The organism is Dechloromonas denitrificans (assembly GCF_020510685.1).
Taxonomy (GTDB): Bacteria; Pseudomonadota; Gammaproteobacteria; order Burkholderiales; family Rhodocyclaceae; genus Azonexus; species Azonexus denitrificans_A.
Window position 1 is genome coordinate 1,397,157 of record NZ_CP075185.1, and the last position, 26,768, is coordinate 1,423,924.

30 protein-coding genes and 1 tRNA gene are annotated in these 26,768 nt (G+C 59.9%); 11 read left to right on the top strand and 20 right to left on the bottom strand.

What is annotated here, in order from left to right:
• Positions 1 to 27: 27 nt before the first annotated feature.
• The 7 genes from trmA to KI611_RS06700 all read right to left on the bottom strand — a co-directional run bounded on the left by trmA (position 28) and on the right by KI611_RS06700 (position 6,992).
• Entirely contained in the window at positions 28 to 1,119 is a 1,092-nt protein-coding gene (gene trmA / locus KI611_RS06670; RefSeq protein WP_226419047.1) for a tRNA (uridine(54)-C5)-methyltransferase TrmA, read from the bottom strand.
• A 218-nt stretch (positions 1,120 to 1,337) separates the two neighbouring features.
• Complete coding sequence (locus KI611_RS06675) at positions 1,338 to 1,517, bottom strand: cbb3-type cytochrome oxidase subunit 3 (RefSeq protein WP_226419048.1); 180 nt, start codon at positions 1,515 to 1,517, stop codon at positions 1,338 to 1,340.
• Between the two features lie 22 nt (positions 1,518 to 1,539).
• The gene (ccoN, locus tag KI611_RS06680; RefSeq protein ID WP_226419049.1) at positions 1,540 to 2,967 is read right to left on the bottom strand and encodes a cytochrome-c oxidase, cbb3-type subunit I; all 1,428 of its coding nucleotides are present in this window, start codon (positions 2,965 to 2,967) and stop codon (positions 1,540 to 1,542) included.
• Between the two features lie 235 nt (positions 2,968 to 3,202).
• Positions 3,203 to 4,366: a GGDEF domain-containing protein gene (locus KI611_RS06685; RefSeq protein WP_226419050.1), complete on the bottom strand. Its 1,164-nt coding sequence runs from the start codon at positions 4,364 to 4,366 to the stop codon at positions 3,203 to 3,205.
• A gap of 158 nt (positions 4,367 to 4,524) precedes the next feature.
• On the bottom strand, positions 4,525 to 5,787 hold the full coding sequence (gene urtA, locus KI611_RS06690; protein WP_226419051.1) for an urea ABC transporter substrate-binding protein: 1,263 nt from the start codon (positions 5,785 to 5,787) through the stop codon (positions 4,525 to 4,527).
• Between the two features lie 124 nt (positions 5,788 to 5,911).
• Positions 5,912 to 6,709, bottom strand: a complete 798-nt coding sequence (locus tag KI611_RS06695; RefSeq protein ID WP_226419052.1) for a class I SAM-dependent methyltransferase — start codon at positions 6,707 to 6,709, stop codon at positions 5,912 to 5,914.
• A gap of 109 nt (positions 6,710 to 6,818) precedes the next feature.
• The gene (locus KI611_RS06700) at positions 6,819 to 6,992 is read right to left on the bottom strand and encodes a hypothetical protein (RefSeq protein ID WP_226419053.1); all 174 of its coding nucleotides are present in this window, start codon (positions 6,990 to 6,992) and stop codon (positions 6,819 to 6,821) included.
• Positions 6,993 to 7,059: 67 nt separating this feature from the next.
• Between KI611_RS06700 and KI611_RS06705 the strand changes: the two genes are divergently transcribed.
• Complete coding sequence (locus tag KI611_RS06705) at positions 7,060 to 7,251, top strand: hypothetical protein (RefSeq protein ID WP_226419054.1); 192 nt, start codon at positions 7,060 to 7,062, stop codon at positions 7,249 to 7,251.
• A 20-nt stretch (positions 7,252 to 7,271) separates the two neighbouring features.
• On the opposite strand, the gene KI611_RS06710 is transcribed toward KI611_RS06705, so the two are convergent.
• From KI611_RS06710 to KI611_RS06725, 4 genes are all read right to left on the bottom strand, one after another.
• Positions 7,272 to 7,757 (bottom strand): DUF4231 domain-containing protein, encoded by a 486-nt coding sequence (locus tag KI611_RS06710; RefSeq protein WP_226419055.1) that lies wholly within the window; start codon positions 7,755 to 7,757, stop codon positions 7,272 to 7,274.
• A 79-nt stretch (positions 7,758 to 7,836) separates the two neighbouring features.
• Positions 7,837 to 8,517, bottom strand: a complete 681-nt coding sequence (locus tag KI611_RS06715; RefSeq protein WP_226419056.1) for a hypothetical protein — start codon at positions 8,515 to 8,517, stop codon at positions 7,837 to 7,839.
• Positions 8,518 to 8,613: 96 nt separating this feature from the next.
• The gene (locus KI611_RS06720; RefSeq protein ID WP_226419057.1) at positions 8,614 to 9,066 is read right to left on the bottom strand and encodes a DUF3788 domain-containing protein; all 453 of its coding nucleotides are present in this window, start codon (positions 9,064 to 9,066) and stop codon (positions 8,614 to 8,616) included.
• A 55-nt stretch (positions 9,067 to 9,121) separates the two neighbouring features.
• On the bottom strand, positions 9,122 to 9,469 hold the full coding sequence (locus tag KI611_RS06725) for a GFA family protein (RefSeq protein ID WP_226419058.1): 348 nt from the start codon (positions 9,467 to 9,469) through the stop codon (positions 9,122 to 9,124).
• 131 nt (positions 9,470 to 9,600) lie between these two features.
• On the opposite strand from KI611_RS06725, the gene KI611_RS06730 reads away from it, so the two are divergent.
• Positions 9,601 to 9,927 (top strand): hypothetical protein, encoded by a 327-nt coding sequence (locus KI611_RS06730; protein WP_226419059.1) that lies wholly within the window; start codon positions 9,601 to 9,603, stop codon positions 9,925 to 9,927.
• A 135-nt stretch (positions 9,928 to 10,062) separates the two neighbouring features.
• Here KI611_RS06730 and KI611_RS06735 read toward each other — a convergent pair whose 3' ends face one another.
• Complete coding sequence (locus KI611_RS06735) at positions 10,063 to 10,308, bottom strand: hypothetical protein (RefSeq protein WP_226419060.1); 246 nt, start codon at positions 10,306 to 10,308, stop codon at positions 10,063 to 10,065.
• A 173-nt stretch (positions 10,309 to 10,481) separates the two neighbouring features.
• Here KI611_RS06735 and KI611_RS06740 point away from each other — a divergent pair, with 173 nt between their 5' ends.
• Complete coding sequence (locus KI611_RS06740) at positions 10,482 to 11,567, top strand: IS110 family transposase (RefSeq protein WP_226419061.1); 1,086 nt, start codon at positions 10,482 to 10,484, stop codon at positions 11,565 to 11,567.
• A 280-nt stretch (positions 11,568 to 11,847) separates the two neighbouring features.
• Here KI611_RS06740 and KI611_RS06745 read toward each other — a convergent pair whose 3' ends face one another.
• Positions 11,848 to 12,276, bottom strand: coding sequence for a hypothetical protein (locus tag KI611_RS06745; protein WP_226419062.1), 429 nt, complete (start codon positions 12,274 to 12,276; stop codon positions 11,848 to 11,850).
• Between the two features lie 110 nt (positions 12,277 to 12,386).
• Between KI611_RS06745 and KI611_RS06750 the strand changes: the two genes are divergently transcribed.
• On the top strand, positions 12,387 to 13,913 hold the full coding sequence (locus KI611_RS06750) for an IS1182 family transposase (protein WP_226419063.1): 1,527 nt from the start codon (positions 12,387 to 12,389) through the stop codon (positions 13,911 to 13,913).
• Between the two features lie 755 nt (positions 13,914 to 14,668).
• A complete protein-coding gene (gene ltrA, locus KI611_RS06755; protein ID WP_226419064.1) occupies positions 14,669 to 16,003 on the top strand; it encodes a group II intron reverse transcriptase/maturase in 1,335 nt (444 codons plus the stop codon).
• Positions 16,004 to 16,111: 108 nt separating this feature from the next.
• Here ltrA and KI611_RS06760 read toward each other — a convergent pair whose 3' ends face one another.
• The 5 genes from KI611_RS06760 to KI611_RS06780 form a co-directional block, all read right to left on the bottom strand.
• Entirely contained in the window at positions 16,112 to 16,846 is a 735-nt protein-coding gene (locus tag KI611_RS06760; protein WP_226419065.1) for an SH3 domain-containing protein, read from the bottom strand.
• A 428-nt stretch (positions 16,847 to 17,274) separates the two neighbouring features.
• Complete coding sequence (locus KI611_RS06765) at positions 17,275 to 17,781, bottom strand: DUF695 domain-containing protein (protein ID WP_226419066.1); 507 nt, start codon at positions 17,779 to 17,781, stop codon at positions 17,275 to 17,277.
• A gap of 78 nt (positions 17,782 to 17,859) precedes the next feature.
• Positions 17,860 to 18,513, bottom strand: coding sequence for a hypothetical protein (locus KI611_RS06770; RefSeq protein WP_226419067.1), 654 nt, complete (start codon positions 18,511 to 18,513; stop codon positions 17,860 to 17,862).
• A gap of 100 nt (positions 18,514 to 18,613) precedes the next feature.
• Positions 18,614 to 19,003, bottom strand: coding sequence for a hypothetical protein (locus KI611_RS06775; protein ID WP_226419068.1), 390 nt, complete (start codon positions 19,001 to 19,003; stop codon positions 18,614 to 18,616).
• Positions 19,004 to 19,087: 84 nt separating this feature from the next.
• Positions 19,088 to 19,474, bottom strand: coding sequence for a DUF2489 domain-containing protein (locus tag KI611_RS06780; protein ID WP_226419069.1), 387 nt, complete (start codon positions 19,472 to 19,474; stop codon positions 19,088 to 19,090).
• Positions 19,475 to 19,738: 264 nt separating this feature from the next.
• Between KI611_RS06780 and KI611_RS06785 the strand changes: the two genes are divergently transcribed.
• The 4 genes from KI611_RS06785 to KI611_RS06800 are packed head-to-tail and all read left to right on the top strand — an operon-like array spanning position 19,739 to position 22,659.
• Positions 19,739 to 20,713: an integron integrase gene (locus KI611_RS06785; RefSeq protein WP_226419883.1), complete on the top strand. Its 975-nt coding sequence runs from the start codon at positions 19,739 to 19,741 to the stop codon at positions 20,711 to 20,713.
• 60 nt (positions 20,714 to 20,773) lie between these two features.
• A complete protein-coding gene (locus KI611_RS06790; RefSeq protein WP_226419070.1) occupies positions 20,774 to 21,013 on the top strand; it encodes a type II toxin-antitoxin system CcdA family antitoxin in 240 nt (79 codons plus the stop codon).
• The gene (locus tag KI611_RS06795; protein ID WP_226419071.1) at positions 21,010 to 21,339 is read left to right on the top strand and encodes a CcdB family protein; all 330 of its coding nucleotides are present in this window, start codon (positions 21,010 to 21,012) and stop codon (positions 21,337 to 21,339) included. The genes KI611_RS06790 and KI611_RS06795 overlap by 4 nt, the downstream gene beginning before the upstream one ends.
• A 6-nt stretch (positions 21,340 to 21,345) precedes the next feature.
• On the top strand, positions 21,346 to 22,659 hold the full coding sequence (locus KI611_RS06800) for a replication-associated recombination protein A (protein WP_226419072.1): 1,314 nt from the start codon (positions 21,346 to 21,348) through the stop codon (positions 22,657 to 22,659).
• Positions 22,660 to 22,731: 72 nt separating this feature from the next.
• Here the strand turns inward: KI611_RS06800 and KI611_RS06805 are convergent, their stop codons facing one another.
• On the bottom strand, positions 22,732 to 23,628 hold the full coding sequence (locus KI611_RS06805; RefSeq protein ID WP_226419073.1) for a M14 family zinc carboxypeptidase: 897 nt from the start codon (positions 23,626 to 23,628) through the stop codon (positions 22,732 to 22,734).
• Between the two features lie 126 nt (positions 23,629 to 23,754).
• On the opposite strand from KI611_RS06805, the gene serS reads away from it, so the two are divergent.
• Positions 23,755 to 25,035 (top strand): serine--tRNA ligase, encoded by a 1,281-nt coding sequence (gene serS / locus KI611_RS06810; protein WP_226419074.1) that lies wholly within the window; start codon positions 23,755 to 23,757, stop codon positions 25,033 to 25,035.
• On the opposite strand, the gene mltF is transcribed toward serS, so the two are convergent.
• The gene (mltF, locus tag KI611_RS06815) at positions 25,025 to 26,374 is read right to left on the bottom strand and encodes a membrane-bound lytic murein transglycosylase MltF (protein ID WP_226419075.1); all 1,350 of its coding nucleotides are present in this window, start codon (positions 26,372 to 26,374) and stop codon (positions 25,025 to 25,027) included. The two genes, serS and mltF, sit on opposite strands and share 11 nt — an antisense overlap.
• A 99-nt stretch (positions 26,375 to 26,473) precedes the next feature.
• Between mltF and KI611_RS06820 the strand changes: the two genes are divergently transcribed.
• Positions 26,474 to 26,561 (top strand) — tRNA-Ser (locus KI611_RS06820).
• Positions 26,562 to 26,768 lie beyond the last annotated feature (207 nt).

The window sequence follows — 26,768 nt, forward strand, 5'->3', positions numbered from 1 at the left end:
GGCTTGCAGCACGCTGCGGCCCGCCGCTCAGGGCCGCCGTTTGAGCAGCAGCCCGCTCTCCAGATGATGGGTGTAGGGGAACTGGTCGAACACCGCGGCGGCCGCGATTTCGTGCGTGGCCTGCAGCGCGCTGACGTTGTCCTGCAGCGATTGCGGATTGCACGAGATATACAGGATATTGTCGAAGCGGCTCGCCAGTTCAAGGGTTTGCGCGTCGAGCCCGGCGCGCGGCGGATCGACGAACAGGGTTGAAAAGCGGTAGTCGCTCAGCTCGATGCCCTGCAGTTCCTTGAGAACCTTGCTGCCGGCCAGCGCGGCGCTGATGTCTTCGCTGGCCAGGCGGACCACCGCCACATTGGCGAGCTGATTGGCCGCCATGTTGTACTGCGCCGCCTTGACCGACGAGGTGCTGACTTCGGTGGCGAGGACGCGCGCGAACAGCGGCGCCAGCGCCACGGTGAAATTGCCGTTGCCGCAGTACAGTTCAAGCAGGTCGCCACCGAGGCCGGTCGCCTGCTGACAGGCCCAGGCCAGCATCTGGCGGTTCACCTGGCCGTTGGGCTGGGTGAAACTGGCCTCGATTTGCTGGTAGCTGAGCTGGCGGCCATTCAGCTCGAATTGTTCGATGACCCAGTCGCGTTCGAGCACGACCTTCTGCTTTCTGCTCCGCCCGATAATCTGCACCTTGAGGTCGGCGGCCAGTCCCCGGGCGGCCGCCTCCCAACGCTGGGCGAGCGGACGGTGGTAGATCAGCGTGACGAGCATTTCACCACTCAACGTGGCCAGGAAATCGACCTGGAAAAGACCATCCTTCAAGGTGTTGCTGGCTTGCAGACGGTCGCGCAGGCGTGGCATCAGCTCGCAGATCGATTCGACGGCGACCGGGAAGCTCTCGATGACCACCGGCACCTTCCGGTCGGCCGGGGCGAACATCGCGTAATCGACCCGTCCCTTGTCGTGGAACATCCGGAACTCGGCGCGCAGGCGGTAATGCAGCGGTGTCGAGGCGGCCACGGTGAGTTCGGCAACACCGAGCGGGGCGAAAGCTTGTTGGAACAGGGCGACCTTGTCGGCCAGTTGCGCGTCGTACTCGGCGGGAACGATATTCTGTAGCGGCATGGTTTTGGGCGATGGAAAGGCTGTTTCGGGACAATGTTCTGGAAACGACCGGGACCGCGACGGGGCGAACGGAGCGGGCTGTCGGCCGAGGGCGGAATATACACGCGTCGGCGCCACGCCGGGTTGGCCGTTGATGATGAACGGCCTTGATGGGCCGGCGCCGGGCGCCGGCCTGGTGATTGCCTCACGCTTGCGAGGCAATCACGGTTACGACAGGATCAGTGGCGGAGCAGCAGTTTCTTGCGCTGCTCGTCGAGTTCTTCGGGGTCGGTGAAGGGCAGGTTGGCCGCTTCGTCGAACTCCTTCTGGCGCTTTTTGCTGTAGGCCCAGGCGACGATCGCCAGAAAGCACAGCAAGCCGGCGACGGTAAGGAGCGAGCGCAGTTCGTTGATATCCATGGTGGGAACCTTTCGAAGGAAATCAGGCGTGGTGTTGGGCCGGCACCAGGACCGGCACGGCGGCGATCTTGCCGACGGCGATGGTGCGGAACATGTTGTAGGCCATCAGCAGCATGCCGGACAGGAAGAAAATGCCGCCCAGCCAGCGAATCGCCCAGAACGGGTAGGAACCCTTGACCCCTTCGACGAAGCTGTAGGCCAGCGTGCCGTCGATATTGACCGCCCGCCACATCAGGCCCTGCATCACGCCGGCAATCCACATCGAGGCGATGTAGAGCACGGTGCCGATGGTGGCCAGCCAGAAATGGACGGTCACCAGCTGGTGGTTGTACATCTCGGTGCGGCCGAACAGCTTGGGCAGCAGGAAGTAGATCGAGCCGATCGAGACCATCGCCACCCAGCCGAGGGCGCCGGAATGGACGTGGCCGATGGTCCAGTCAGTGTAATGCGACAGCGCATTGACCGACTTGATGGCCATCATCGGGCCTTCGAAGGTCGACATGCCGTAGAAGGACAACGAGGTGATCAGGAACTTCAGGATGGGATCGTCGCGCAGCTTATGCCAGGCGCCGGACAGCGTCATGATGCCGTTGATCATACCGCCCCAGGAGGGCGCCAGCAGGATCAGCGAGAAGACCATGCCGACCGATTGCGTCCAGTCCGGCAGCGCGGTGTAGTGCAGGTGGTGCGGGCCGGCCCACATGTAGGTGAAGATCAGCGCCCAGAAGTGCACGATCGACAGGCGGTAGGAATACACCGGGCGCCCGGCCTGCTTCGGCACGAAGTAGTACATCATGCCGAGGAAGCCGGCGGTCAGGAAGAAGCCGACCGCGTTGTGGCCGTACCACCATTGGATCATCGCGTCCTGCGCCCCGGAATACATCGAGTAGGACTTGGTCAGCGAGACCGGCACCGCCATGCTGTTGACGATGTGGAGCAGGGCGACGGCAATGATGAAGGCGCCGTAGAACCAGTTGGCGACGTAGATATGCGACACCGTCCGCTTGGCTATCGTGCCGAAGAAGACCACGGCGTAGGAGATCCAGACGACGGCGATCAGCAGGTCGATCGGCCATTCCAGTTCGGCGTATTCCTTGCCCTGCGTCATGCCCAGCGGCAGCGTGATCGCCGCCAGCACGATGACCAGTTGCCAGCCCCAGAAGGTCAGCGGGATCAGCGGGCCGCCCCACAGTCGGGCATGGCAGGTGCGCTGCACGACATAGTAGGAGGTGGCGAACAGCGCGCTGCCGCCGAAGGCGAAAATGACCGCGTTGGTGTGCAGCGGACGCAGGCGGCCGAAATGGAAGTACGGTCCGACGTTCAACTCCGGCCAGACCAGTTGGGCGGCGATGATGACGCCGACGAGCATGCCGACGATGCCCCAGATAACGGTCATGACGGCAAATTGCCGGACGACCTTGTCGTTGTATGTTTTTTGTATTTCAGACATGAACCAATCCCTGTTGATGAATGATTGCCGCCGGCACCCGGGGTGCTGACGGACGCGACCGACGCCATCGAGCGTCGTGTCGGGCCGGCTTACCGGTCGGGCATTGGTCAGGGTTTACCCGGGATAGTTCAGTCTTTTTTTGCCGGGGTGACGGCTGGAGATTCAGACAGGACAACGGAATGCGTCGGATATGACCCAAGGGGTGGCGGATCTCCGGCCGCTGCCGTCCCGGCGGCTAAGGCTGGGGCTGCAGGGCCGGCAGCAGATCCGGCGTATTTTCCGGGGGGCACTGCTCGGCGCAGATGACCCGGTTGCGCCCCTGCATCTTGGCCGCATACATCGCCAGATCGGCCCGGTGCAACAGGCTGGACAGGCTGTCGTCGCCGGCTTGCAGCAGCGTGATGCCGATGCTGATGGTCGGCCGGACAATATTGCCCTGCACCGTCAGCGCCAGCGCTGCGGTCGCCTGGCGCAGGCGCTCCGCCGTTTCCAGCGCTTCCGGCAAGGACGAATCGGGCAAGAGCAGCGCGAACTCCTCGCCGCCCAGGCGGCCGAAACAGTCGCCGCTTCGCAGGTGCCCGACGCAGGCATCAACGACGGCGACCAGCACTTCGTCGCCGCCGAGGTGACCGTACTGGTCATTGACTTGCTTGAAGTGATCGAGGTCGATGATCATCAGGGCCAGCGGGTTGCCGTGTTGATGCGCGGCCTGCAGATGCTTGCCGGCGGTCGCCAGGAAATAGCGGCGATTGACGATGCCCGTCAATGAATCCCGGGATGCCTGCGACTCCAGTTCCTGAATCAGGATCTCGTTGCGCTGGCGCAGATCCAGGGCTTCGGTCGAGTAGGCGTTGATCTGCCGGCCGACCTGGATCATCAGGGCGCTGAAGCCGCCGCCCAGCAGGCTCAAGCCGATATTGAACCAGCTCGGATCGACCAGCGGCGGACCGAGCAGGGCGAGCACCGGGAAGATCATGTCGAGCGAGAGTAGGCGCATATGCGCGTTGCTCATCGAGGTGGTCAGCGCGATCAGGCCCATATGCACCAGCATGATGAAGACCAGGCTGGGGAAACTGTCCGGGTGCCAGGCCCAGAAAACCAGCGACGACCAGGCCAGCATGTGCGCCCCGTGCGCCAGCGCAATGCGCCTGGCCCAGCGCCGTTCGTCGCGCGGCTGAACGTCGCTGCGCTTGAAGGCCCGATAGACGCGGATGTAGTTGGCGATGATCAGCAGTTCCACCACCGCCCACAAGACGGCCCACAGCACCGGTACCCAGTTGGTCAGCAGCGCGGCGACCACCACGGCCAGCGGCGGCGCCAGATAGCGGTCGTGCAGATGGATATCGACGTAGAGATGCAGCTGGGCGAGCCGAATGCCCATTCGTGAGTCTGTCGTCATGGAAGCCATCTTGAGTCGGAGTAAGCGGGGGGGGGGCGACTATGCCCTATCGAAAGGATATTGTCATCGCTGGTCGCCGGCCTGCGCCGGCATGGCTGGCCATCAATGGACAAACGGGAGCCGAAGCTCCCGTTGTTGCGACTGACAGTGCGACCGGCTTACTTCACTTCCGGCTCGTCCTTCTTCTTGTCGTTGCCGGTGATGAACGGGCTCCACGGCTGGGCCTTGACCGGGCCGGGCGTCTTCCAGACGACGTTGAACTGGCCATCGGCCTTCACTTCGCCGATGAATACCGACTTGTGCAGATGGTGGTTCTTTTCGTCCATCTTCGACATGATGCCGCTCGGTGCCTTGAAGGTCTGGCCGGCCATGGCGGCGATGACCTTGTCGGTATCGGTGGACTTGGCCTTCTCGACGGCCTGTTTCCACATGTGGATGCCGATGTAGGTGGCTTCCATCGGGTCATTGGTGACGACCTTGTCGGCGTTCGGCAGCTTGGCCTTCTTGGCCCAGTCGCGGTAGAGCTTGACGAACTTGTCGTTTTCCGGGTTCTTCAGCGACATGAAGTAGTTCCACGAAGCCAGGTGGCCGACCAGCGGCTTGGTATCGACGCCGCGCAGTTCTTCCTCGCCGACCGAGAAGGCGACGACCGGCACATCGGTGGCCTTCAGGCCGGCGTTGCCGAGTTCCTTGTAGAAGGGCACGTTGGAGTCGCCGTTGATGGTGGACACGACGGCGGTCTTCTTGCCTTCGGAGGCGAACTTCTTGATCTTGGCGATGATGGTCTGGTAATCGCTGTGGCCGAAGGGCGTGTAGTCTTCCATGATGTCGGCGTCGGCGACGCCCTTGGACTTCAGGAAGGCGCGCAGGATCTTGTTGGTGGTGCGCGGATAGACGTAGTCGGTGCCGAGCAGCACGAAGCGCTTGGCTTCGCCGCCGTCCTTGGACATCAGGTATTCAACGGCCGGGATGGCTTGCTGGTTGGGCGCGGCGCCGGTGTAGAAGACGTTCTTTTCGAGTTCTTCACCCTCGTACTGGACCGGGTAGAAGAGCAGGCCGTTCAGTTCCTTGTACACCGGCAGCACCGACTTGCGCGACACCGAGGTCCAGCAGCCGAAGGTGACGGCAACCTTGTCCTTGGTCAGCAGTTGGCGGGCCTTTTCGGCGAACAGCGGCCAGTTGGAAGCCGGGTCGACGACGACCGGTTCGAGCTTCTTGCCGAGCACGCCGCCCGACTTGTTGATTTCATCGATGGTCATCAGCACGGTTTCCTTGAGCGCGGTCTCGGAAATGGCCATCGTGCCGGACAGGGAGTGCAGGACGCCGACCTTGATGGTGTCGGCGGCGTGGGCCGTGATGCCGATGGAAGCCAGGGCGGCGGAGAGTACGGTTGCCTTGATGAAGTTGCGACGATTGTTCATGGAAGCTCCTCGGACGTTGAGTGATCTGGTCAAACTGCGTTGTTGCAGTGCAGCGTCAGATTAAGCAGCGAGGAGTCCGGGCGGAATACGTTAGATTGCGTAGCCCTGCGCCGTCGGCTGTCGTTCAGGCCGTCGTCGGCGGCTGGGCCTGTTTCAGGGCTTTTTTCGGGTAAATGTCGAAGCGGCTCGACTTGCCTTCCAGCGTATAGCCCGGCGCCGGACCGGCGACGCTCGGCGCCTTGCGCGGCCGCTTGATGACCACCCGATGGCTCGCCAGGGCCAGCGCGGCTTGCAGCAGTTCCGGCGCATCGTCGTCAGCGCCGACCAGAGAGCGAAAGATGCGCATTTCCTTTTTGACCAGCGAGCTCTTTTCGCGGTGCGGGAACATCGGGTCGAGATAGATGACCTGCGGCGGTTCGCCCGACCAGGCCTGCATCAGTTCAATGGCATTGCCGGCGCGCAAATGCATGCGCTCGATAATCGGCCGGACTTCCTGGTCGACAAGGCCGCGCCGCAGGCCATCGGCGAGCAAGGCAACGACCAGTGGTTGGCGTTCGATCAGCGTGACCTGACAACCGAGCTGGGCCAACACAAAGGCATCGCGGCCGAGACCAGCGGTCACATCGAGGATGACCGGGCGAATACCCGGCTGGATGCCGACCGCCTTGGCAATCATCTGGCCGCTGCCGCCGCCTTGCTGACGGCGGTGGGCCAACGGTCCCTCGACAAAATCGACGCGCACCGGCCCGGATGGCTCAACGCCCAGCGCCTGCAATTGCAAGCCGTGGGCGCCGAGTTGCAGGGCAAATTCGCTTTCGCCGGCAAGCGGCAAGCCGAGTTGATCGGCCAAGGCGCGTGCCGCGTCGGAAAACTCCGGGGCCATTGCCTCAATGCGAATTTTTGCCTGGGTGTCGTCGGTCACGTGCTATCTCTGGTTCAGTCCCGCCCGTCCGGTCGGGGTGCCTCGCTGTTGCTGCGGCGGAACGGCTGGGTCCTGACGATCCAGCGCGGTTCCCGGCAACAGGGTAGTGCTACTTCGGGCCGGCGTCACTTTCGCTGGTGCTGTCGGCCGGTTTTTCCGATTCATCGTCCGCCGGCTTGTCGGCGGCATTGCCGGCCAGCTTCTGGCGTCGCTTTTCTTCCTGCTTGTTTTTCTTGGCGAGATCTCGTTGGCGTTTTTCGAACTGGTAGTTTGGTTTGGCCAAGAGGCCTCCTCTAATCGCCAAAATGGCAGATGAAACAGGAAAAAAGGGCGTCGAATGAGGAAGGTTGGTGCCGGGCCTGGTCGGCGACACGCACTGGATATTCCGCACTACAAAACGCTGGCTGGTAACTTTGCTGTTCCTCCTTCAAATTCAAGGAGGCATTCTGGCGCTGGGCTTGCTACCGCTTTTCTGGGCAAGCTCGCCGGATCTGGCAAGGGGCGAAGCCTACCAGATACCTCGCACAATGGGGCAGGAATGAGCATTGGGCCATCCGCAAGCTCAAGGTTTGCCGGCGGCGTTATCCCTGGCTGCACCAAGGTGGGCATTGAGGGGTTGCTGAGCGCCGGCGATGCTGCGGGTCCATTTTTCTCCCGAGGCACCCAGTATTTCCTGCATCCGGAAGAAGTACCGTCCAAGCATTTCGGGGGAGCTGTTGGTGTCCAGCTCGAACTCCACTTCCCGCTTGAGATCCATCAGCGCGTAATAGGTCGTGCGTTCGTGAATCCACAGTTCGGCAGGCTTTCTCAGCCCCTCGATTGAAGTGACGACGCCGACTGTCGCCGAGACAAACACGATGGCCACATTGATACTCGAACCAAGCTCGGGGAATTTCAGGGCCAGGCCGGCCAGCAACGTGGAAATCGCGGTCAGGACGAATACCAGATAGCGCAAGTTGCGGTACAGGGCCTTGTGTTGCGCCGAATCGTCCCGGAAGCCTTTGATCTTCTGTTCAAGTTGATTCTGCAAATATTCGCGTTTGCCCATGGCGGATCTCCTGACTGGATACCAAGGTTTGAATTACCGGATTGCGTAGCCTTTTGCCGAGCTCCGGCCGGGTGCGTTATTAAACAACCTGGTCGATGCGGCGCACGGTAATGCCGGCCGACTCGTTGAGTTTCTGTTGATTTTCCAGCAACTGCTCAAGCATGTGGTTCGCATAGGACCGAAGGCCGGGGTGGGCGTTCTGACTGTTGATGATCTGGCTGGCGGTAGCGATGTCCTGAATGTTTCTGGCGGCCTGGCCGATTTGCTGGTTTCGCCATTCATCGCGCGCCCGCTGCTCCCGCTCCCGGGCATAAATCAGGTCGGGCAAGGCCGATGCCATGCCTTCCAGCGAGGCATTGAAGGGCGAGTTGGTTTCAAGGCGACGAATGACCAGCGCTTCCGATTCCAGGTAGTCATAGAGCGGGATATAGGCGGCGCGGTCGGGATCGGCGACGAAAACCATCGGCCGGGCATGGCGGCCGATGATTTTCCAGAAGCGGTCGGCCGCTTCGGGTGTTTCGGTCAACGCGATCTGGCCCTTGAACGCCGAGATCGAGATCCGTTCCTTGGGAAAAAGATCGGCCGACTCGGTGGCGACGACCAGGCGATTGAGGTCATAGCCACGCTGGGCATACAGCGATATTTCCTGGGTCGTCACCAGCCGCAGGTAATTGATTTCGGTTTGCTGCAGATAATGCGTCACCGCCCAACTGGGCAACAGGCGATCGCTCTCGATTTCGACGCGGATTCTCGGTTTCATTCCTGCTTGCTCCAAGTGGCGCGAAATGCTTTCCATGAGCCATCCGGCTGTCGCCTGAGAGCATCCAGACAATTGCCTCGCGTTTCGGTCGGTTGGCTATGCATTCTTGGCATTTATTGGTCGCCGTTTCAAGGCCAGGAGCAGCATGACATCCTTTACGACGCTGTCGGTGTCGATCACCAGCAGCAGCCATTTTCCATCGTGATAGGTGGCCGTCCGGTCGTATTCCATCCGGGTCTTGGTTGTCAGGCCACTCTTGATTGCTTCAACTTTTGCCCGCTCGTCCGCTCCAAAAACTATTACCAGCGCACAGCGATTCTTCTCCGGGACCAACGTACAAAATGATCGGTTCTTCTTGTACCGCAGCGACCAGCCGTGTTTCTTCCCGCCATACAGCCACTCGGGCGTAAAAACGCCCGGGTAGCTCTGCTCAATCAATTGCCTGATCAGTTCCCAGTATCGGTAAGCATCCTCGCCAAGCCAGTCGGCAACGGCCGAATTGGTTGGCGGGGTGCCAGGTTCGGTCATCCGATTCGCGGACTCGTTCATTTATTCCTCGGCATAAGGTCTCCTGCGCTGCTCGGTTTGATGTCTCGACGATGGCCTAGCGCGAGCGGCCATCAAGATGCATTACCGGGAGCGACGAAAGGTCGACGTCCTCAAGGCAGCGAGCATTGACCGCCGCCTTGCGATTCCCCGAAGGATCAGTTCCCTCGCCAAAAGGATGAATGCCGCATTTCGGGCAGAAGTGATGCTTGATGACGTGCTTTCCGAAGGTGTAGGTAGCAAGGTTGCTTTCCGGCGTCAGTAAGCGCAGCGCATCTCTTGCGACGAACCAGTGCAGCGCCCCCATCCGGGAGCAGATTGAACAGTTGCAATCGGCGACCTGGGTAAGTTCGCTCTCGACCTCGAATGCAATGTGCCCACAGTGACAACTGCCTTTGTAGATCATTGTCTAGCTCCTTTCATTTCCGGGTTTGGTGATTGCAGTGATGGAGGTTGCAATGTTGCCTTGTGACGCCGAATGTTCAAGGTAAGTGAGGCTACTCCATCGCGACGCGTCCCTTGGACAATGGATCAGGCATGACAATTCATGCGATTGACTTTGCCCAAAGCGACAATATCTGGGATATGGCCAGCAAAATCCACGGCAGTAAACGTGGCAGCCTGTTCTCGCCTGCAAGGCGTGAAAACCTAAAGGCGATCGCCATGAAAGAACCGCCAAAGGCGATCAAAGAGACTCCGGCCACCCTGGCCGCCTTGCCTTCAAGCGGAGAAGGTCCGAAAAAGAACTGTCCAAATTCCGGACCGCTCAACGGGTCCAGGTGTGCGCTAGTAACCGCGCTGACGCCAAACCAAAACAGGAAACCTGCGAACGGCGAAACAATAAGAATGAGCAATAAAGTATGAAGCCATGTCGGGAGTGCTTCATCCGATGGAAATAATGAATGCTGCATCAGGATGCCCAACGTTGTAGGTAAGGGGCACGCGGCTTGCCGCGTGTCCCAGCGGCCGAAGGCCGCGCCTTGACCGGAATGTTAGAGGTCATTGGCCGCACTCCGGGTTAAACACGACGAAGTGAGGAGAGCCCATGAAGAACCGATCTTTGTCGGAAAGGTGCTCATGCTCCCAAGACGTGCCACGAGTTTCTATCCCATTTGCACAGTTTTCGAGGAATTTCGCAATGCGCCGTAGTTCTTCTGGTGTGGCGACGAGCGTTATTTCGGCCAACTCAGCAGGCACGATCTCTTCAATTTCTAGGCCTTCGTCAGCGTAACCGTGAATTTTCACTGTGACCTCTAACGTAGATCTAACCGGCGCTGCGCGGCTTTATCGCGCAGCGTCCAGCGACCGAAGGGAGCGAGGTTGAGTGATGGGATGGACTCCCCCGTCTTTTCAGCGCCCAATTGGCGTTGCCGGTGCTCATGGGGATGGGGATCGGTCTTCGACGAAAGGAGTCCGAAATGCATGCTACTACCGTTGCAGTTGATCTGGCCAAGAGTGTATTCCAAATCGCTATTGCTGATGAGAAGTGGAAAGTCGTCGAGCAGCAGCGCCTGACCCGCAGTCAGTTCGAATGCTGGTTCCACAACCGTGACGTCGGGCTGGTCGTCATGGAAGCCTGTGGGTCTGCGCATCATTGGGGTCGTTGGCTCAATGGCCTGGGTATTGAAGTCAAGCTACTGCCTGCCGCCTATATCAGGGCCTACGTAAAACGCAACAAGACCGATGCCGCCGATGCCTGTGCCTTGCTCGAAGCGGCACGCTGTGCCGACATCGTGCCGGTGCGGGTGAAATCCGTCGAGCAGCAGGCACTGCAGGGCTTGCATCGTATCCGTTCCCGCTGGATGGGAACGCGCACCGCCCGGATCAACACGCTGCGCGGCTTTTGTCGGGAGTTTGGGCTGGTCGTGCCGCAAGGGGCGCGCACCGGTGTCGAAGCCATGAGCCGGGCACTGGCCGATCCGAATGCGCCCATTCCGCTGCTGATCCGCGAATCAATGAAATTGCTGATTGAGGAAATCCGCCTGCTTGAGTTGCGGATCGCACAACTGGAGCGGGAGCTGACTTCACTCGCCCGACAAAGCCCGGCCTGTACCGAATTGCTGACCATTCCCGGCATTGGCCTGTTGACGGCAACGGCGATGGTCGCCGCGACCGGCGGCAGTGTCAGCCACTTCAAGGATGCCCGGCACTTTGCGAGTTGGTTCGGCCTGACGCCGAAAGAGTTCTCCTCGGGTAACAGTCGCAAGCTCGGTCGGATTTCCAAAAAGGGAGATCGCTATCTGCGCATGTTGCTGACGCATGGTGCCCGCGCCGTGCTGCGCGCGGCCGAACTGGCCCGGCGAGCAGGCAAACCGCTTGATGGCTTGCGAACCTGGGCCACCGAGATCCAGGCGCGAGCGCATCACAACAAGGCAGCTTGTGCCCTGGCCAACAAGTTGGCCAGGGTCTGTTATGCCGTATTGCGGGATCACGTGCCGTTCGGCAGTCCGCAACCTCACCAGGAAAAGAAGCTCAACCGTACAGCATTTGCTATGGCCGCCTGAAAGGAGAAACCGTGTTTCGTTGTTCCCCCACCTCGCGTTTGCTTTGAGACTGATCGCCCATCATGGCTAATTGGGTCGCACCCACACGGATTGACGCCGTTAACTCTGCCGGCAGCTTGCGTGCCGCTTTGAGCGATTGGCGCTCCGTGGGCAGATTCCATGTCGGCACGGGTCAAATAGAACCCACTATCGATGCCGGATATACGACTGCATGCGTTATCCAACGGCCAAACCTATCGATCAGTTTCCTTGTTTTTTGGGGGAGTCCATATACGCCATGTTAGACCTTGGGTTTGAACCTTGCAGTAATAACATTTGCAGCAACACTCGCCCCAAGGGCTGCAAACCCAAATGCAACGATGTTTTTCGTGTAGCTGATGAATTGGGGAAGAAGAACGAACAGGGTCGGATAGTTCGTCCGCATTAAAGGCTCCCATTCCGCTGTGTTGGCAGCAATTTGTTCAAAGCCTGTATACATAAGAGAGGCGGACAAAATTAGCAAAAGCGCAAAGAAGAAATGTGTTCCTTGCGAGGAGCCGCCACGAATATATAGATACCCAACCAACAAACCAGAATTCGCGAGCATTAGCAGTGAGGACCAGAACACGCTGTTGAACACAAGCGAAAGCTCAGGGGGCCAAAAGTATGGGATGGCAATACCAGCAACAACAATCAGGCAGCTAAGAAAGCCGAGGGCAAAGTTTTTCATAAGGTAAAGGTCTAACGAAGCTGTAGAAAAAGTGTATTCATGCCCGCATCGTGCCGTGAACCATATGGAATAACAAGGTTCCAACCTGAAGATGAATTCAGGAGACGGCGATGGCCCGCTACAAAGCAATCGACACCAGCCCGAGGTTTCTGGCGGTGGATCTGGAGAAGCAGTTGCTGCCGGGCAGTTTCGAACATGCCGTGCATCACCTGCTCGACCACGAATTCGACCTCTCCCTCTTCGACACCCGTTACCGCAACGACCTGAGCGGCGCCTGTGCCTATCCGCCGGGGATGCTGCTCAAAGTCATTCTCTGCGCTTACGCCCAGGGCGTGGTGAGTAGCCGGGGCATCGAGCGACTGTGCCGCGAACACGTCACCTTCATCGCCCTCAGTGGCGATAGTGCGCTGCACTTTACGACGCTGGCCGCCTTCGTCTCCAGCCTCGACGAGGAAGTCGCCCAGCTCTTCGCCCAGGTGCTTTACCTCTGCGACCGGCAAGGCCTGATCGGCCGGGAAATGTTTGCCATCGACGGCGTCAAGTTGCCAAGCAACGCATCGAAGGCCAAAAGCGGCACCCGCGCCGACTTCGCCCACCAAGCCAACAAGCTCGAAGCCGCCGCGAAGAAGATGCTTGAGCGCCACCGCGCGAACGACCGCCGGCCTGTCGAGCCGGATCTTGCCGAGAAATCTCGGCAACGTGCTGAAAGCCTGAATCAAGAAGCCGCCCAACTACGCCAATGGCTGGCCGCCAACCCCAAAGACAGAAAGGGCAGCAAGGGCGCCATCAGGAAGAGCAACCGCACCGATCCCGACAGCGCCAAGATGGCGACCGGCAAAGGCGTCATTCAAGGCTTTACCGGCGTGGCTGCGGTCGACGCTAAGCACCAGATCATCATCGAAGCCCAGGCCCACGGCACGGGTTCTGAACAGGAGCTGTTGCTGCCGGTCGTGCGCGCCACGCAGGCACAAGCCACCCCGGATACGCTCTATACGGCTGATGCCGGCTATCACTCGGAACGCAACCTCAAGGCGTTGGCCCAAGAGAACATCAACGCCCTGATTGCGGACAACGGCATGCGCCAACGCGACGAACGCTTCAAGGATCAGGGCAAACACAAGCAGAAACCTGATCCGCTCTACGACAAGGCGCACCCGAAGAAAGCCACAAAACAATACCGGCCACAGGACTTCACGCTCGATCCGGAAACCGGGATTTGCACCTGTCCAGCCGGCAAGCAGCTCTACCGCAATGGCACGAACTGCATCCACAACGGCCACCTCGCCACCAAATACAGCGGCACCCTGCGCGATTGCCTGCCCTGCGCACAACGTGACAAATGCCTGCGCACACCGGAGAAGACGAAAGTCCGGCAGGTCGCTTTCTTCCGGGGTAAATCCAGTACAACCAAAGAAAGCCACACCGACCGGATGAAGCGGGCTATCGACAGCGAAGAAGGCAAAGCCCGTTACGGCAGAAGGTTTGCCACGGTCGAACCGGTGTTTGGCAATATCCGGCACAACAAGCGGCTGGATCGGTTCACGCTACGCGGGCGGCAGAAGGTCGACACGCAGTGGAAGTTGTATTGCCTGGTGCACAACATCGAGAAGCTGGCGCATCACGGGTTCGGGCAGTAGGCAAAAGAAGGGCGTAATCCCCTCGCCAGACGGTCGCTGCCGACCCCGAAAGCAGAATGCAGCGGTTGACCAGTTCAGATGCATGAAAAAGCAAAATGGCGCAGAGAAAACCTGCGCCATTTTTTTGCCGGAAATCGGGCTGGGGAAGGGTTTTTCTACAGCGTCAACGTTCAAGGTCAGGGGCGCAGCGCGACGCTTTATCGCGCAGCGTCCCCTGCACCGCAGGGTGTGCGCCCAGCATGGGCGGGATGTAATGGGGTGTAAGTCCCCTGTGGGAGTACCGAAATTGATTCGACATATTGGATTGATGATAACCACTAGCCGAAGGCAAGGGCAAGGTCGTGAGGGCTTGTCTGGAGGAAGCCGGAGTGCAAACGTGCGAGGCGACGGACAGAAACTGCATAGAAGGCCTGGTTTGCGGGCGAGCTGGCACCTCGTGGCGAAGCCCATCGGATACAGCGGACAAGGTAAATGCGGCGCTTGTGCACGGACACATCGCGTTCTTACCTGGGGAGATCTGATCGGCGAGCGATGCGCTGACGTTTCGCAAAAGCAGTGGGGAGCGCTGCTCAACAAAATGGTCCAGGCGTCGCGGCAAGCTGCCGACCGCAGACGAGCGAACAGGCAGCGAGCGAAAACGAAGGGCATAGCGCGACGGCGAGCAATCGTCGTCGTGACCGGTCAGGAGTCAGCAGAGGCCGTAGTAGGTGCCGGTACGGACTGAAGGGCTGAACATGAACAGACAAGGAGGAGCCGTGAGTCACTCGAACCCGACATTGAACCCGACCGGGGGAGCCGGGGACCGGCGTGGTCTTGCCCAGCCAGCCTTGCACGAAGACTTGATGGAAGCAGTACTGTCGCCGGCCAACATGAAACAGGCGTGGCGTCGAGTGAAGTCCAACCGAGGCGCACCGGGCATTGACGGCCTGCGCATCGACGACTTCCCGGCCTATGCCCGCGACCAGTGGCCAGCGATCCGCCAGAGCCTCAACGATGGCCGTTATCAACCTCAGCCGGTCCGACGGGTCACCATCCCGAAGCCGGACGGAGGCGAACGCGCGCTGGGTATCCCGACCGTAGTTGATCGGGTCATCCAGCAAGCCATCGCCCAAGTCATGACGCCGATATTCGATCCGGAATTCTCGGAATCGAGTTATGGCTTCCGACCAAAACGCTCTGCCCACGGCGCGCTCAAGCAGGTGAAGGCCGACATCCAGACCGGCTACCGCGTCGCCGTCGATCTCGACTTGGCGAAGTTCTTCGACAATGTCGATCACGACATCCTGATGGCCCGCGTGGCCATCAGGATCGGCGACAAGCGGTTGCTGGCCCTCATCGGCCGTTACCTGCGGGCAGGCGTATTGATCAATGACGACATTCAACCCAGCGAGTTGGGAACGCCGCAAGGCGGACCGCTCTCGCCGCTGCTGGCCAATATCCTGCTCGACGATCTGGACCGGGAACTGGAAGGGAGAGGCCACCGGTTTGTACGGTACGCCGACGACCTGATGGTACTGGTCAAGAGCGAACGGGCAGGCCAGCGTGTCAAAGCCAGTCTGACCACGTATCTTGGCCGACAGCTCAAACTGCCGGTCAACGAGAAAAAGAGCCAAGTGGTGAAGATCGACCAGTGTGTGTTCCTCGGTTTCACCTTCAAGAGGGGCAAGCTGCGTTGGTCGGATGCCGCCTTCGCGGACTTCAAGCACCGCATCCGGGAATTGACGGGGCGAAGCTGGGGAGTCTCGATGCAATACCGGTTCGACAAGCTCGGGCAGTACCTGCGTGGCTGGATGGGCTACTTCGGCATCTCCGAGTATTACCGGCCGATTCCCGAACTGGACGAATGGCTGCGACGACGGGTGCGCATGTGCTACTGGAAACAGTGGCGCCTCACTCGAACGAAGATCGGCCATCTTCTGGCGCTGGGCGTCGGCAAGCGCACGGCGATCCTGACGGGCGTCAGCAGCAAGAGCTACTGGCACTTGTCGCGGTCGCGGGCGACGCAGGTGGGGATGACGAACGATTGGTTGAAGGCGCAGGGGCTGGCGAGTATCCGCGATCTTTGGATGAAGGCTCACGGCTACGCATGAGGGACATCGTGTGCGCCCTGTTCATGAACCGCCCGGTGCGGACCCGCATGCCGGGTGGTGTGGGGAGGGCCGGTTAGAAGCCGGCCCTTACCCGATTGGGCGGCATAGTTAGCCTGCCCACGGTAGTTCTTTCACTATCTCGTCTAACGAGTTCAGATCGGAAGCCGGAATCCACCCGCAGCTTCCGTCTGTGGTCTGTACGCGATACTGATTGTTCTTCGAGTCATAGAGCTTCACTTTCACGTAGGTTCCCGGCGGAATGACTCGCGCGGGGCATTCGGCACCTTGCAAGGCAAGAGGCTTCCCTGCAACCCCGGCAACTTCAACCGAGTAGATCGTTTTCGGCTCTTCCACGAGAGCCTTCCCATCTGAACTTAATTGATACCGAACCTCTTTCGACCAGAACCCCTGCCATGTGGAGACACTGACATGGCCGTTTCCTTGCGGCTGGGGAGGCTGGCAACTTGGGCCAGAGTCAAAACGCAACAAGGGTACGAGCTTGTTTCCGATATACGCGAGCAGATGGTAGATGCATGTGCCGGCCTCGGGTGTTTCAAGAAGCAGTTGCCGTTGGGGCCGTTTGCGATCTATCGACACCACCCGAATATCCGGTAAGTCGGACTCAGCGGAGAAGAACTCAGCGAAGTAGTTCGCTGCGCCAATTTTCACATTGACGCGCGAACGCCAAGCGTCCTTTGCTGGGGTCGTGGCGACTTCAATAACTTCAGCCTTCCGATCTCCGTCAAGATCAACGCGGAGTCGATACAGTTCGCCTGCAATGCTGGCTGCGGGTGCAGCGACAGCAAGAAAGCCGACTGTGGCGAAGATGAGCCTAGTGCGCATATGACGCCCAACGTTGTAAATCACCGGACGGCAAAAGCGCAGCTTTTGACGGTCCGGTGGATTGGAATGTTAGAGGTGCCACGCAAGGCCCCCCGAAGCAATGACGAGCAAAGCAAGCGACACCATTACAAAAGCTGAGACATAGCGAATGAAAGGTTTTCGGTGAGGGCGTGCCGCCTCGGAGAGAAACCGATCTGATGCGAATGCGATTGGACCAAGCGCATATACCCACAGCGGTGCATTGAAACCACGAATCAGCGGAACGAAGTGCCGTAAGGCCATAGCCAATAGCCCGCACGGTAATGCAAAGACAGCAATCGTGATTCCGATGGCAATTGTGTCGGTCACAAGAGACCTCTAACGTTGAAAATCACCGGACGGAGGCAAGCGCAGCTTGCCGGAGGTCCGGTGGATTGCGATGTTGGGCGTCATCGTTTGATAGCACTCAGCATTTCCCTGACGCGCTGCCAAGCAGGATCTTTACCTGCAACGACTTTCACAGAGATTGGCGGATACGCATCGAAAAACGTACGGATACCTTTGTTAAGCGCCCCCGCTTCTTTGACGTAGTAGTACATCGTTCGACCCCCACCACCGGTACGCGTCAAGGCATGAATACCCTGCTCACCAACTAGAGAATCTAGAGCTGCGTACAGCTTTCTCGCCAGTATCAAATCCCGTTCCGTTGGCAACCCATTTGGCAAGGCCTCATAACCCCACATGATTTCCAGCAATACTGGGAATCGTTGCTGTATGTCCTTACTCGGCAAATCTCGAATTACGGACACGATCTCGGGCTGCTCGTTTGAATTGCGCTCCAAGATCAACCAAGGCCCAAGTGCTGACTGCGTTTGTGCTTGGCAGACCGGAACCCAAGCGAAAAACAGCAACGCACCGAACCAGTGGATTAGGCAACGTGGGATTGGTAATTTCATGATGCCCAACGTTTTAGGTAAAGGGCGGCCCGCTTGCGGGACGTCCAGCGACCGGAGGGAGCGACTTTCACCGTAATGTTAGGTGCCATGGTTAGTGGGGATGCCTTTAAATGGACCGTCGCTGCCAAGCTGAATCTCTATGCGATGGCGAATGTACTCGTCGCTGTGTGTGCGAGCAATTGAAATGGCCTTGGTGATTAAAGGCTGAATTTCTTCGTTGTAGAGCGCAGGATTGAGCTGCAACGCTGGAACAATGCGGCGCCGAACCTCAATGTCTTTATTGGCGACAAACTCTTGAAGAAATACCTCTCGAATTTGAGCGCGGACTTCGTCGCTTTGCTCCCCGCGCACCCAATACATGGCGCTAGCAGCCCCTGCTTTTTCTTCGTTTGTACCTTCTTTCAAATATTGCAGCAGCACTTCGTTAACTGCTTGGGTTCCGAAAGAGCGAACGCAAGGCTCAATAAAATAGCGATTTGCGCTTGGGTTTTTTTCGAGAACTCCAGCCAAGAGAAAGGGTTTGAACAATCTCTTTGGAAGTGGCTGGCGTTGAAAGACTTGGGCTACAAATAGCTTTTTGTTGGGTTCGCCCACTCCCTCGGCAAGCCATGACCAGTCGCTAGGCGAGTTGTTTTTGACTCTCTTTCGAGCGGCTTGCATTTGTAAGTGCTCTTCAGGCCCCGGGTTGTTCACAACCTGTAGCCAGGCAGCGAAGTGTTCGTTCCAGTCCATGCTTTTGGCACCTAACGTCGTAGTTCAGGGGCGGGATGCAAGCGCAGCTTGCAGCCCGTCCCCTGGAACGTAGTGTTGGGCGTCGTGCGGTGAACTTGGGCTAGACATAAATTAAGTCGTAACCCGGAACGTAAAGGTGATAGCTCTCGAATTCAATTCCATCTTCCTCTAGTTCAATTATGCGATCTTCGCCAAAGTAAAGTCTGACTGTTCGACGCCCCACCAGTGAGGCACTGGTAACCGACTCATTGAGCAACAAGCCAAGTTTTCCAATATCCGCGTACGCGCCGACCGCGATTTTTTCTTCGCAACCCTGCAGTTGAAGCTTCACGTATGAAAGCGCGACAATTGATGCGGGTTTGGATTTCCCTGGCGTGAGATTAGTGTTCAATTCAAAGTCGAGGTGAATTGTTCCAACCCCGAAAGAAATCTTTTCAAGATGCCCACCCACAAATATTGCGGGATCGAAATTCTCTGGGAGGTCATACATGGGAGTTCGACGCCCAACGTGGAAGCTCAGCCGACGGCAAAAAGCGTAGCTTTTTGACGGTCGGCTGGAGCGGATTGTTGGGCATCATTTTCTTGCGAACCTTTCAATGAGATTCTTGCAGGCTTGCGGAGCGAATGTCTTTGCCCAAATTTCCGTCTTTTCAAACTCAGGTTGCAATCGTTGAAGCGCACTCGCCGACCAGAGGTGCTGAGAATGAAGCGGAGGAAGGTGGTCAGTTTCGGACGCTATGGCAACGAAAGCCATTAAGTCAGGGTCATGGTCCGGCGTACCAACGGTGGAACGAAGAGAATTTGCCCGGATTGCTCCCTCGAAGAAGGAAAGCTCGTTTGCCAGCATTGCGCGACACAACGACACGAGTTCGCCGCGGGCTTTGATCTGCGCCTCGTTGTAGGCCGGAGAATCCGTGCTCATGACGCCCAACGTGAAGTGGATGGCGTTTTCGCCATGCATTCTGGAAAACAGCCATCTATCCTTGTCAGCGCTTCAGCCGAAGAAGGCCAGTTAGAGCGGCTTGTGCGGTGTGTGGCCGGATTATTTCCGAGGATGGATGGCGGTGAAACATGGCGTGGTGCCAGGATATGCGGCGTGAGCGCCATGTATCCCGGACCCGCGCCGTCTATGCTGGCGAACATGGCGCCGCCAAAGGTACTTGTCATATGGCTAGAGATGAATTACTGTATTTATACACAGTATATTTTGGTTGGCAGGTACGGCATGGAATTGAACCAATCCTCGACCTTGCTTGGACGCGTTCGGGAAGCGATTCGCTATAAGCACTACAGCATAAGGACTGAGCGTTCTTATGTCGAGTGGGTGCGTCGTTTCGTGGCTTTTCACGGTCGCCGTCACCCTCGGGAAATGGGGGGGGACGAGGTTCGGGCGTTTCTCGGCTATCTGGCTTCCGAGTTGAAGGTGGCGGCTTCGACCCATCAGCAGGCTTTGTCGGCGCTGTTGTTTTTGTATCGTGATGTGCTGGCCGTCGATCTGCCCTGGCTGACTGATCTGGATCGGCCAAAGAAGCCGAAGCGAACGCCGGTTGTACTCTCTCGCGGTGAGGTCGAGCGACTACTGGCGGTGATGGAGGGTACGCATGCGCTGATGGCAGGTTTGCTTTACGGGACGGGGATGCGTCTGATGGAGTGCGTGCGCTTGCGGGTCAAGGATGTGGATTTCGAGCGCGGCGAATTGACGGTGCGTCACGGCAAGGGTGGCAAGGATCGGCTGACGGTGCTGCCGGCATCGGCCGTCCGGGCACTGCAGGCGCATCTGGCTCGCGTGCGGATCTTGTGGGAGCGGGACGAGGCGGCCGGACGGCCAGGCGTCTATCTGCCGGAGGCGCTGGCGCGAAAGTATCCTTCTGCCCCCAAGGCCTGGGGCTGGTTCTGGGTGTTTCCAGCGCGTGAGTTGTCGACCGATCCACGCAGCGGCATCGAGCGTCGCCACCATACGCACGAACAGGCCTTGCAGCGGGCAATCAAGGCGGCGGTTGGGCTGGCGGGCATCGCCAAACCAGCCTCGACACATACGTTGCGTCATTCGTTTGCCACCCATTTGCTGGAATCGGGCTACGACATTCGTACCGTTCAGGAATTGCTCGGCCATTCGGATGTGTCGACGACGATGATCTATACCCATGTGCTGAATCGGGGCGGGCGTGGCGTGGTTTCGCCGCTTGATGCGGTGCGCTGATTGGTGTCTCAGGTGAATGCGCATACTATGCGCACCGTTTGCATTGATATGAGTAATCCCATGCCGCCTTCGTCCGCCAAGCGCCCGGTGAATCTGTTGCTCAGTGACGGCAACGTTGTTCAGGCGCGTCTTTACACCGCCAATCTGTCGGCTACCGTCGACGGCTTGCTGGCCGAGTTCGTCGCGCGCGAGCGCCAGTTGCGCCAGAATCAACAGCAGCATTACGCCGAGGTGTCCGGGGCCTGGAACCGCTTTGAAGAGGCGCATGGTTCGTTGGCCGAGGAGCACTCGACCCTATGAGCCAGTTCGACGTGCATCGCAATATCGGGCGGCAGGCGGCGCAGGTGCCGTATGTCGTGGTTGTGCAGTCGGCGGCCTTTGATGCGCGGCGGCGGCGGGTGGTTGTGCCGCTGGTGGCCGGCGATCTGCTGGCTCGCCGGGTCGATTTGCCAGTGTCACCGGTCAATCCGGCCTTTACGGTCGAGGGGCGGCCGGTTGTGCTCAATCCGCTGGACATCGTTTCGCTATCGCTGGAAGCGCTCGGGCCGCGAGTCGGTTCGCTGCGGGATGAGGGCGAGCGTATTGTTGCGGCGCTCAACGAAGTGTTGTCCGGGGCCTGGGGGTAGACGGCGATGAGCGATTTGTTTTCCCAATCTGGTCCTGAAACTGGCGTGCCGCTGGCCGAGCAACTGCGCCCGCAGACGCCGGACGAGGTGATCGGCCAGCAGCACCTGCTCGGCCCGGGCAAGCCGCTGCGCCTGGCCTTTGCCTCCGGGCAGCCGCATTCAATGATCCTGTGGGGGCCGCCGGGGGTGGGTAAAACCACGCTGGCGCGGATGATGGCGACGCAGTTCAAGTGCGAGTTCATCGCCTTGCCGGCGGTGTTTTCCGGCATCAAGGAAGTGCGCGAGGCGGTGGTGCAGGCCGAGATGTGGCGGGCCCAGGGCAAGCGCACCATCCTGTTCGTCGATGAAATCCACCGTTTCAACAAGGCGCAGCAGGACGGCTTTTTGCCTTTCGTCGAATCCGGTTTGTTTACCTTCATCGGCGCGACGACCGAGAACCCCTCGTTCGAGGTCAACTCGGCGCTGCTCTCCAGGGCTTCGGTCTATGTGCTGAAATCGCTCGACGAGAGCGAAATGGGGCAGCTCTTCGACCGGGCTCGCGAACGGGCGCTGGCCGATCTCGAATTCGACGCCAGCGCCCGCGAACGGCTGGTCGGTCTGGCCGACGGCGATGCCCGGCGTCTGCTCAATCTGCTCGAACAGGTCCGCACGGCGGCGCATACGGCGGGTTTGGCCGTGGTGGATGGGGCTTTCATCGAGGCCACGCTGGCCCAGAGCCTGCGCCGTTTCGACAAGGGCGGCGATGCCTTCTACGACCAGATTTCGGCCCTCCACAAGTCGGTGCGCGGTTCCAATCCGGATGCGGCGCTCTACTGGTTCACCCGCATGCTCGACGGCGGCGCCGACCCGCGCTACCTGGCCCGGCGGATCATCCGCATGGCCTGGGAAGACATCGGTCTGGCCGACCCGCGCGCCATGCAGATCGCCAACGACGCGGCGGCAACCTACGAACGGCTCGGCTCGCCGGAGGGCGAACTGGCGCTCGGCCAGGCAGTGATCTACCTGGCCGTCGCCGCCAAGTCGAACGCCGGCTACATGGCCTACAACCAGGCGCGGGCCTTTGTCAGCAAGGCCGGTTCGCAGCCGGTGCCGGTGCATTTGCGCAATGCGCCGACCAAATTGATGAAAGAACTCGGCTACGGCCATGCTTACCGCTACGCGCACGACGAGCCGGAAGCCTACGCGGCCGGCGAAAGCTATCTGCCGGATGGTATGCCGGAGCCGGGCTGGTACCAGCCGACGCCGCGCGGGCTGGAAGGCAAGATCGGCGAGAAATTGCAGCATCTGCGCGAACTGGATCGCCAGGCCGGCAAGAAATAAGGGATCAGGGGCAGACCATCGCCCGGTCGGCGGCTTGATCCGCGCCGGCCGGAGCCAGGGTTCTTGGCTAAATCACGAAAGATTCTTGTTGGCCAGGTTCTGCCGTATCCAGCTCAACATGTCGTCCCAGATTTTCCGCTGTTCGCGCAGCGGCGGCATGCTGGTCGCGTGCGGCAGCTCGATGGTGATGACCGGGGTGTTCTTGTGCTCCCCGCCGTAATTGCCGAGCGAGCCCGGATAGATGCCCAGCCGGTTGAGGCTGAGGCTGCCGAAGCGGCGCGGCTGGCGGGCCGGGCCGTCGAAGTCGAGGATGCCGAACGGGGCGTGGACGCTGACAATCAGGTTCGGCTTGAAGCTTTCGATCTGGTCGTGCAGCCAGCGGGTTTCCTGCTCCGACATCGCATCCTTGCCGGGGAAGCGGCGCGGGTCGCGCTGGGTCTTGCTGGCCCAGTAGCTGTGGGCGTTGCTGTGCCAGTCGGGGGTCGGGAAGTTACGGTTGAGATCGACGCCGTTGGCATTCATTCGTTGCGCCGGGCTGGCCAGAAGGCCATCCGGGTTGGCCACCGGAATGACCCGCCAGTGGTACTGCCCGGGTTCGGCTTCATCGACCCATTGCAGCCAGCGAAAGACAATCGACGCCGAAGTCAGTTCGTCGCCGTGGATGCCGCCGACCAGCAGGATGCGTAGCGGCCGTTTCGGGGGGGCGCCAAGGCTGGCAATCTTGCGCGGGGCTGGCGGCAGGTCGCGGAACATCAGGGCGTTGTGCCGGACCGACTGGATCGGGGCGGCCTGCAATTGAAGCTTGTTGCAGAGTGCCGGCGGGACGCTGCCCAGGCGCTCGCCGATTGCCGCGCACCATTGCTGCGGCGTGCTCGCCGGGGCCGCCGGAAAACAGGTGACGGGAAGAAGCAGGGCGAGGGCGGGCAGGTAGTGGCGGAAGGGCTTGGGCATGAGGGGGGCGGACGGCATTCGTGCCGACCATGATAATCCCCGAACGGGCGCTTGTCCCACCTGCCGCGGGCCTCCAGTCGCATCGCGTATAATCGGCCCTTTGCCATAATTGCTGCGGTCGACCGACCAAAATCAGGAAAAAACATGCTCGACATCCAACAACTTCGCTCCAATCTCGACGCCGTGGCCGAGGGCCTCGCCAAGCGCGGCAAGCCGATCGACTTTTCCGAATTCAAGGCGCTGGAAGCCGAGCGCAAGACGCTGCAGACCCGCACCCAGGAACTGCAGGCGCAGCGCAACAGCCTGTCCAAGCAGATCGGCATGTTGAAGGGCAAGGGCCAGGACGCCTCCGAGGTGATGGCCCAGGTCGGCGCGCTGGGCGACGAGTTGAAGGCTTCGGAAGCCCGCCTCGGCGAACTGCTGGAAAAATTCAACGCGATCCTCGCCGCGTTGCCGAATATTCCCGACGAGTCGGTGCCGGTCGGCAGCGATGAAAGCGGCAATGTCGAAATCAAGCGCTGGGGTACGCCGCGCGTTTTCGACTTCCCGGTCAAGGATCACACCGATGTTGGCGAGCAACTCGGCCAGCTCGACTTCGCCACCGCCGCCAAGATTTCCGGCGCCCGTTTCTCGCTGCTCAAGGGCGGCGTTGCCCGCCTGCATCGGGCGCTTGCCCAGTTCATGCTCGACACGCACACCGCCGAACATGGCTACACCGAAGTCTATGTCCCTTACCTGGTCAATGCCGCCAGCCTGAACGGTACCGGCCAGCTGCCGAAGTTCGAGGAAGACCTGTTCAAGGTGCTGCGCGGCGATCAGGATCCGCTCTACCTGATCCCGACCGCCGAAGTGCCGGTGACCAACATCGTGCGCGACGAAATTCTCGCTGCCGAGGCGCTGCCGCTGAAGTTCGTCAGCCACACCCCGTGCTTCCGTTCGGAAGCCGGTTCCGGCGGCCGCGACGTGCGCGGCATGATCCGCCAGCACCAGTTCGACAAGGTGGAATTGGTGCAGATCGTGCACCCGGAGCAATCCGCCGCAGCACATGAGGAACTGACGCGGCAGGCCGAGACCATTCTCGAAAAGCTGGAACTGCCGTATCGCCGCATGGCGCTGTGTTCCGGCGACATGGGCTTTTCCGCCGCCAAGACCTACGATCTCGAAGTCTGGTTGCCGGCCCAGAACACCTACCGCGAAATCTCGTCCTGTTCCAACTTCGGCGCCTTCCAGGCCCGCCGCATGCAGACGCGTTTCCGCAACGACAAGAACAAGACCGAGCTGGTGCACACGCTGAACGGTTCCGGCCTGGCCGTCGGCCGGACGTTGGTCGCCATCCTGGAGAATTTCCAGAACGCCGATGGCAGCGTCACCGTTCCCGCCGTGCTGCGTCCCTACATGGGCGGGCTGGAGAAGCTCAGCGCTTGAGTTTCAGCCCGGGGCCGTCGCCCTGCAGGCCGATCCTCTTCTCCATCTTGCTGGAGATCGACTGCAGGGCCGGCTCGTTGCGCACCAGAATGTCGTAGTAGCTGCGAATGTTCTCGACCAGGATCACCGCCTCGCCGCCGCGCGCCCGGCCGGATTTCAGCCGCTCGTAGTATTTCGGCTTGGCCAGTAGCGGCAGGATGTGCTTCATTTCGAACCAGGCGGTCGGGTCAGCGCCGAGTTGCCGGGCAATGGTGCGGGCCGCGTTGAAGTGGCCGGGGCCGATGTTGTAGGAGGCGAGGGCCAGCCAGGTGCGGTCCGGCTCGCGTGCCTCGTCCGGCTGCATTTCCTTGAGCTGGTTGATGTAGCGGGCGCCGGCCACGATGCTCTCGCGCGGATTGAGGCGATTGCTCACCTTCATCCGGTCGGCGGTTTCTTCGGTCAGCATCATGATGCCGCGCACGCCGGTCGGGCTGGTCGCATTCGCATCCCAATGTGACTCGTGATAGGCGACCGCGGCGATCAATCGCCAGTCGATGCCGCTGATGACTTCCGCGGCGTAAAAGAATTTCCGCAGGTCCGGCAGGGTGGTCTCGATCTCGCCGAGGAACTTGATGACATCGGCCTGGTTCAGGCGGCGAACGTGACCAAAGTAGCGATCTTCCAGCTTGGCCAGCGTGCCGTCGAGCTGAATGCGCTCGATGAAGGCCTTGGCCCGGGCGGCCAGTTCCGGGTTGGGGTGCGGCCCGAGCAGCCAGACAATCGGCTGCTCATCGCTGAGCGTCAGCGAGGTCCGCAGGTTCGGTACAAACTGGTTGGCGATGTCTTCGAGATTGTTGTCCATGGCGACCAGTTCGACCTCGCTGTTGCCGAGCGATTCGAGCAGATCGAGAATGTCGCCGTCCCGGACTTCGACGACCGTCAGCTGTGGAATGGTTTTGGCCAGCCGATGCAGGTTGGCGGCCTGACGCGATCCGGCCATCGCATGCACGGTCTTGCCGCTTAGTTGGTCGAGTTCGGTGAGCGGCAGCGAAGCATCGTTCTGGGCCAGAACGTCGTGGGTCTGGAAAATCGGCGGCGTCGCCTGAATCTGCCGATCGGCGACCGGCGACAGCCAGCCGGCCGCCAGATGGTAATTGCCCCGGGCCAGATAGGCATCCATTTCTTCTTGCGGAACAACAACATGCTTTACCGCAACCCCGAGTTCCCGGGCGAAGGCTTCGGCGAGATCGTGCTCAAGGCCATTGACGTTGCCGTTGTCGTCGGCGACGCGGGTCAGCGGCCCCGAATTGGTCAGAACGACGAGGTCGTGCTGGGCCGGGGTCGGAAAAGGCAGGGGCATACTTCCCCACTCGCCGCAGGCGGCAGGGAAAAAAACCAAAATCAGTAGTAGTAATCTTGTCGTCCAGCGCATCTCTTGTGCTATTATCTTGCCCGCTTTGGAGAGGTGGCAGAGTGGTCGAATGTACCTGATTCGAAATCAGGCGTACTGCAAGGTACCGTGGGTTCGAATCCCACCCTCTCCGCCAAAGCGACAACGCGAAACCCGCACCCAGTAATGGATTGCGGGTTTTTCGTTTTTGGTAACTTGGCAAATCCCATCAGATGTCCCATCAGTTGAAGCTAGTTATCCAGACCCATCGCCACAGGGCTGAAAATTATTTTTCGATTGTGGCGAAGAACAGACAATAGTAGCCCCCGAGGAAGGGCTAATTTTTGAGGTGGCGATTATGCCT

Bases quoted from the DNA above. Each gene is read 5' to 3' on its own strand.
- trmA (WP_226419047.1), bottom strand. From the start codon at position 1,119: ATGCCGCTACAGAATATCGTTCCCGCCGAGTACGACGCGCAACTGGCC.
- KI611_RS06675 (WP_226419048.1), bottom strand. From the start codon at position 1,517: ATGGATATCAACGAACTGCGCTCGCTCCTTACCGTCGCCGGCTTGCTG.
- ccoN (WP_226419049.1), bottom strand. From the start codon at position 2,967: ATGTCTGAAATACAAAAAACATACAACGACAAGGTCGTCCGGCAATTT.
- KI611_RS06685 (WP_226419050.1), bottom strand. From the start codon at position 4,366: ATGACGACAGACTCACGAATGGGCATTCGGCTCGCCCAGCTGCATCTC.
- urtA (WP_226419051.1), bottom strand. From the start codon at position 5,787: ATGAACAATCGTCGCAACTTCATCAAGGCAACCGTACTCTCCGCCGCC.
- KI611_RS06710 (WP_226419055.1), bottom strand. From the start codon at position 7,757: ATGGGCAAACGCGAATATTTGCAGAATCAACTTGAACAGAAGATCAAA.
- KI611_RS06715 (WP_226419056.1), bottom strand. From the start codon at position 8,517: ATGAAACCGAGAATCCGCGTCGAAATCGAGAGCGATCGCCTGTTGCCC.
- KI611_RS06720 (WP_226419057.1), bottom strand. From the start codon at position 9,066: ATGAACGAGTCCGCGAATCGGATGACCGAACCTGGCACCCCGCCAACC.
- KI611_RS06725 (WP_226419058.1), bottom strand. From the start codon at position 9,469: ATGATCTACAAAGGCAGTTGTCACTGTGGGCACATTGCATTCGAGGTC.
- KI611_RS06730 (WP_226419059.1), top strand. From the start codon at position 9,601: ATGACAATTCATGCGATTGACTTTGCCCAAAGCGACAATATCTGGGAT.
- KI611_RS06740 (WP_226419061.1), top strand. From the start codon at position 10,482: ATGCATGCTACTACCGTTGCAGTTGATCTGGCCAAGAGTGTATTCCAA.
- KI611_RS06745 (WP_226419062.1), bottom strand. From the start codon at position 12,276: ATGAAAAACTTTGCCCTCGGCTTTCTTAGCTGCCTGATTGTTGTTGCT.
- KI611_RS06750 (WP_226419063.1), top strand. From the start codon at position 12,387: ATGGCCCGCTACAAAGCAATCGACACCAGCCCGAGGTTTCTGGCGGTG.
- KI611_RS06760 (WP_226419065.1), bottom strand. From the start codon at position 16,846: ATGCGCACTAGGCTCATCTTCGCCACAGTCGGCTTTCTTGCTGTCGCT.
- KI611_RS06765 (WP_226419066.1), bottom strand. From the start codon at position 17,781: ATGAAATTACCAATCCCACGTTGCCTAATCCACTGGTTCGGTGCGTTG.
- KI611_RS06770 (WP_226419067.1), bottom strand. From the start codon at position 18,513: ATGGACTGGAACGAACACTTCGCTGCCTGGCTACAGGTTGTGAACAAC.
- KI611_RS06775 (WP_226419068.1), bottom strand. From the start codon at position 19,003: ATGTATGACCTCCCAGAGAATTTCGATCCCGCAATATTTGTGGGTGGG.
- KI611_RS06780 (WP_226419069.1), bottom strand. From the start codon at position 19,474: ATGCATGGCGAAAACGCCATCCACTTCACGTTGGGCGTCATGAGCACG.
- KI611_RS06785 (WP_226419883.1), top strand. From the start codon at position 19,739: ATGGAATTGAACCAATCCTCGACCTTGCTTGGACGCGTTCGGGAAGCG.
- KI611_RS06790 (WP_226419070.1), top strand. From the start codon at position 20,774: ATGCCGCCTTCGTCCGCCAAGCGCCCGGTGAATCTGTTGCTCAGTGAC.
- KI611_RS06795 (WP_226419071.1), top strand. From the start codon at position 21,010: ATGAGCCAGTTCGACGTGCATCGCAATATCGGGCGGCAGGCGGCGCAG.
- KI611_RS06800 (WP_226419072.1), top strand. From the start codon at position 21,346: ATGAGCGATTTGTTTTCCCAATCTGGTCCTGAAACTGGCGTGCCGCTG.
- KI611_RS06805 (WP_226419073.1), bottom strand. From the start codon at position 23,628: ATGCCGTCCGCCCCCCTCATGCCCAAGCCCTTCCGCCACTACCTGCCC.
- serS (WP_226419074.1), top strand. From the start codon at position 23,755: ATGCTCGACATCCAACAACTTCGCTCCAATCTCGACGCCGTGGCCGAG.
- mltF (WP_226419075.1), bottom strand. From the start codon at position 26,374: ATGCCCCTGCCTTTTCCGACCCCGGCCCAGCACGACCTCGTCGTTCTG.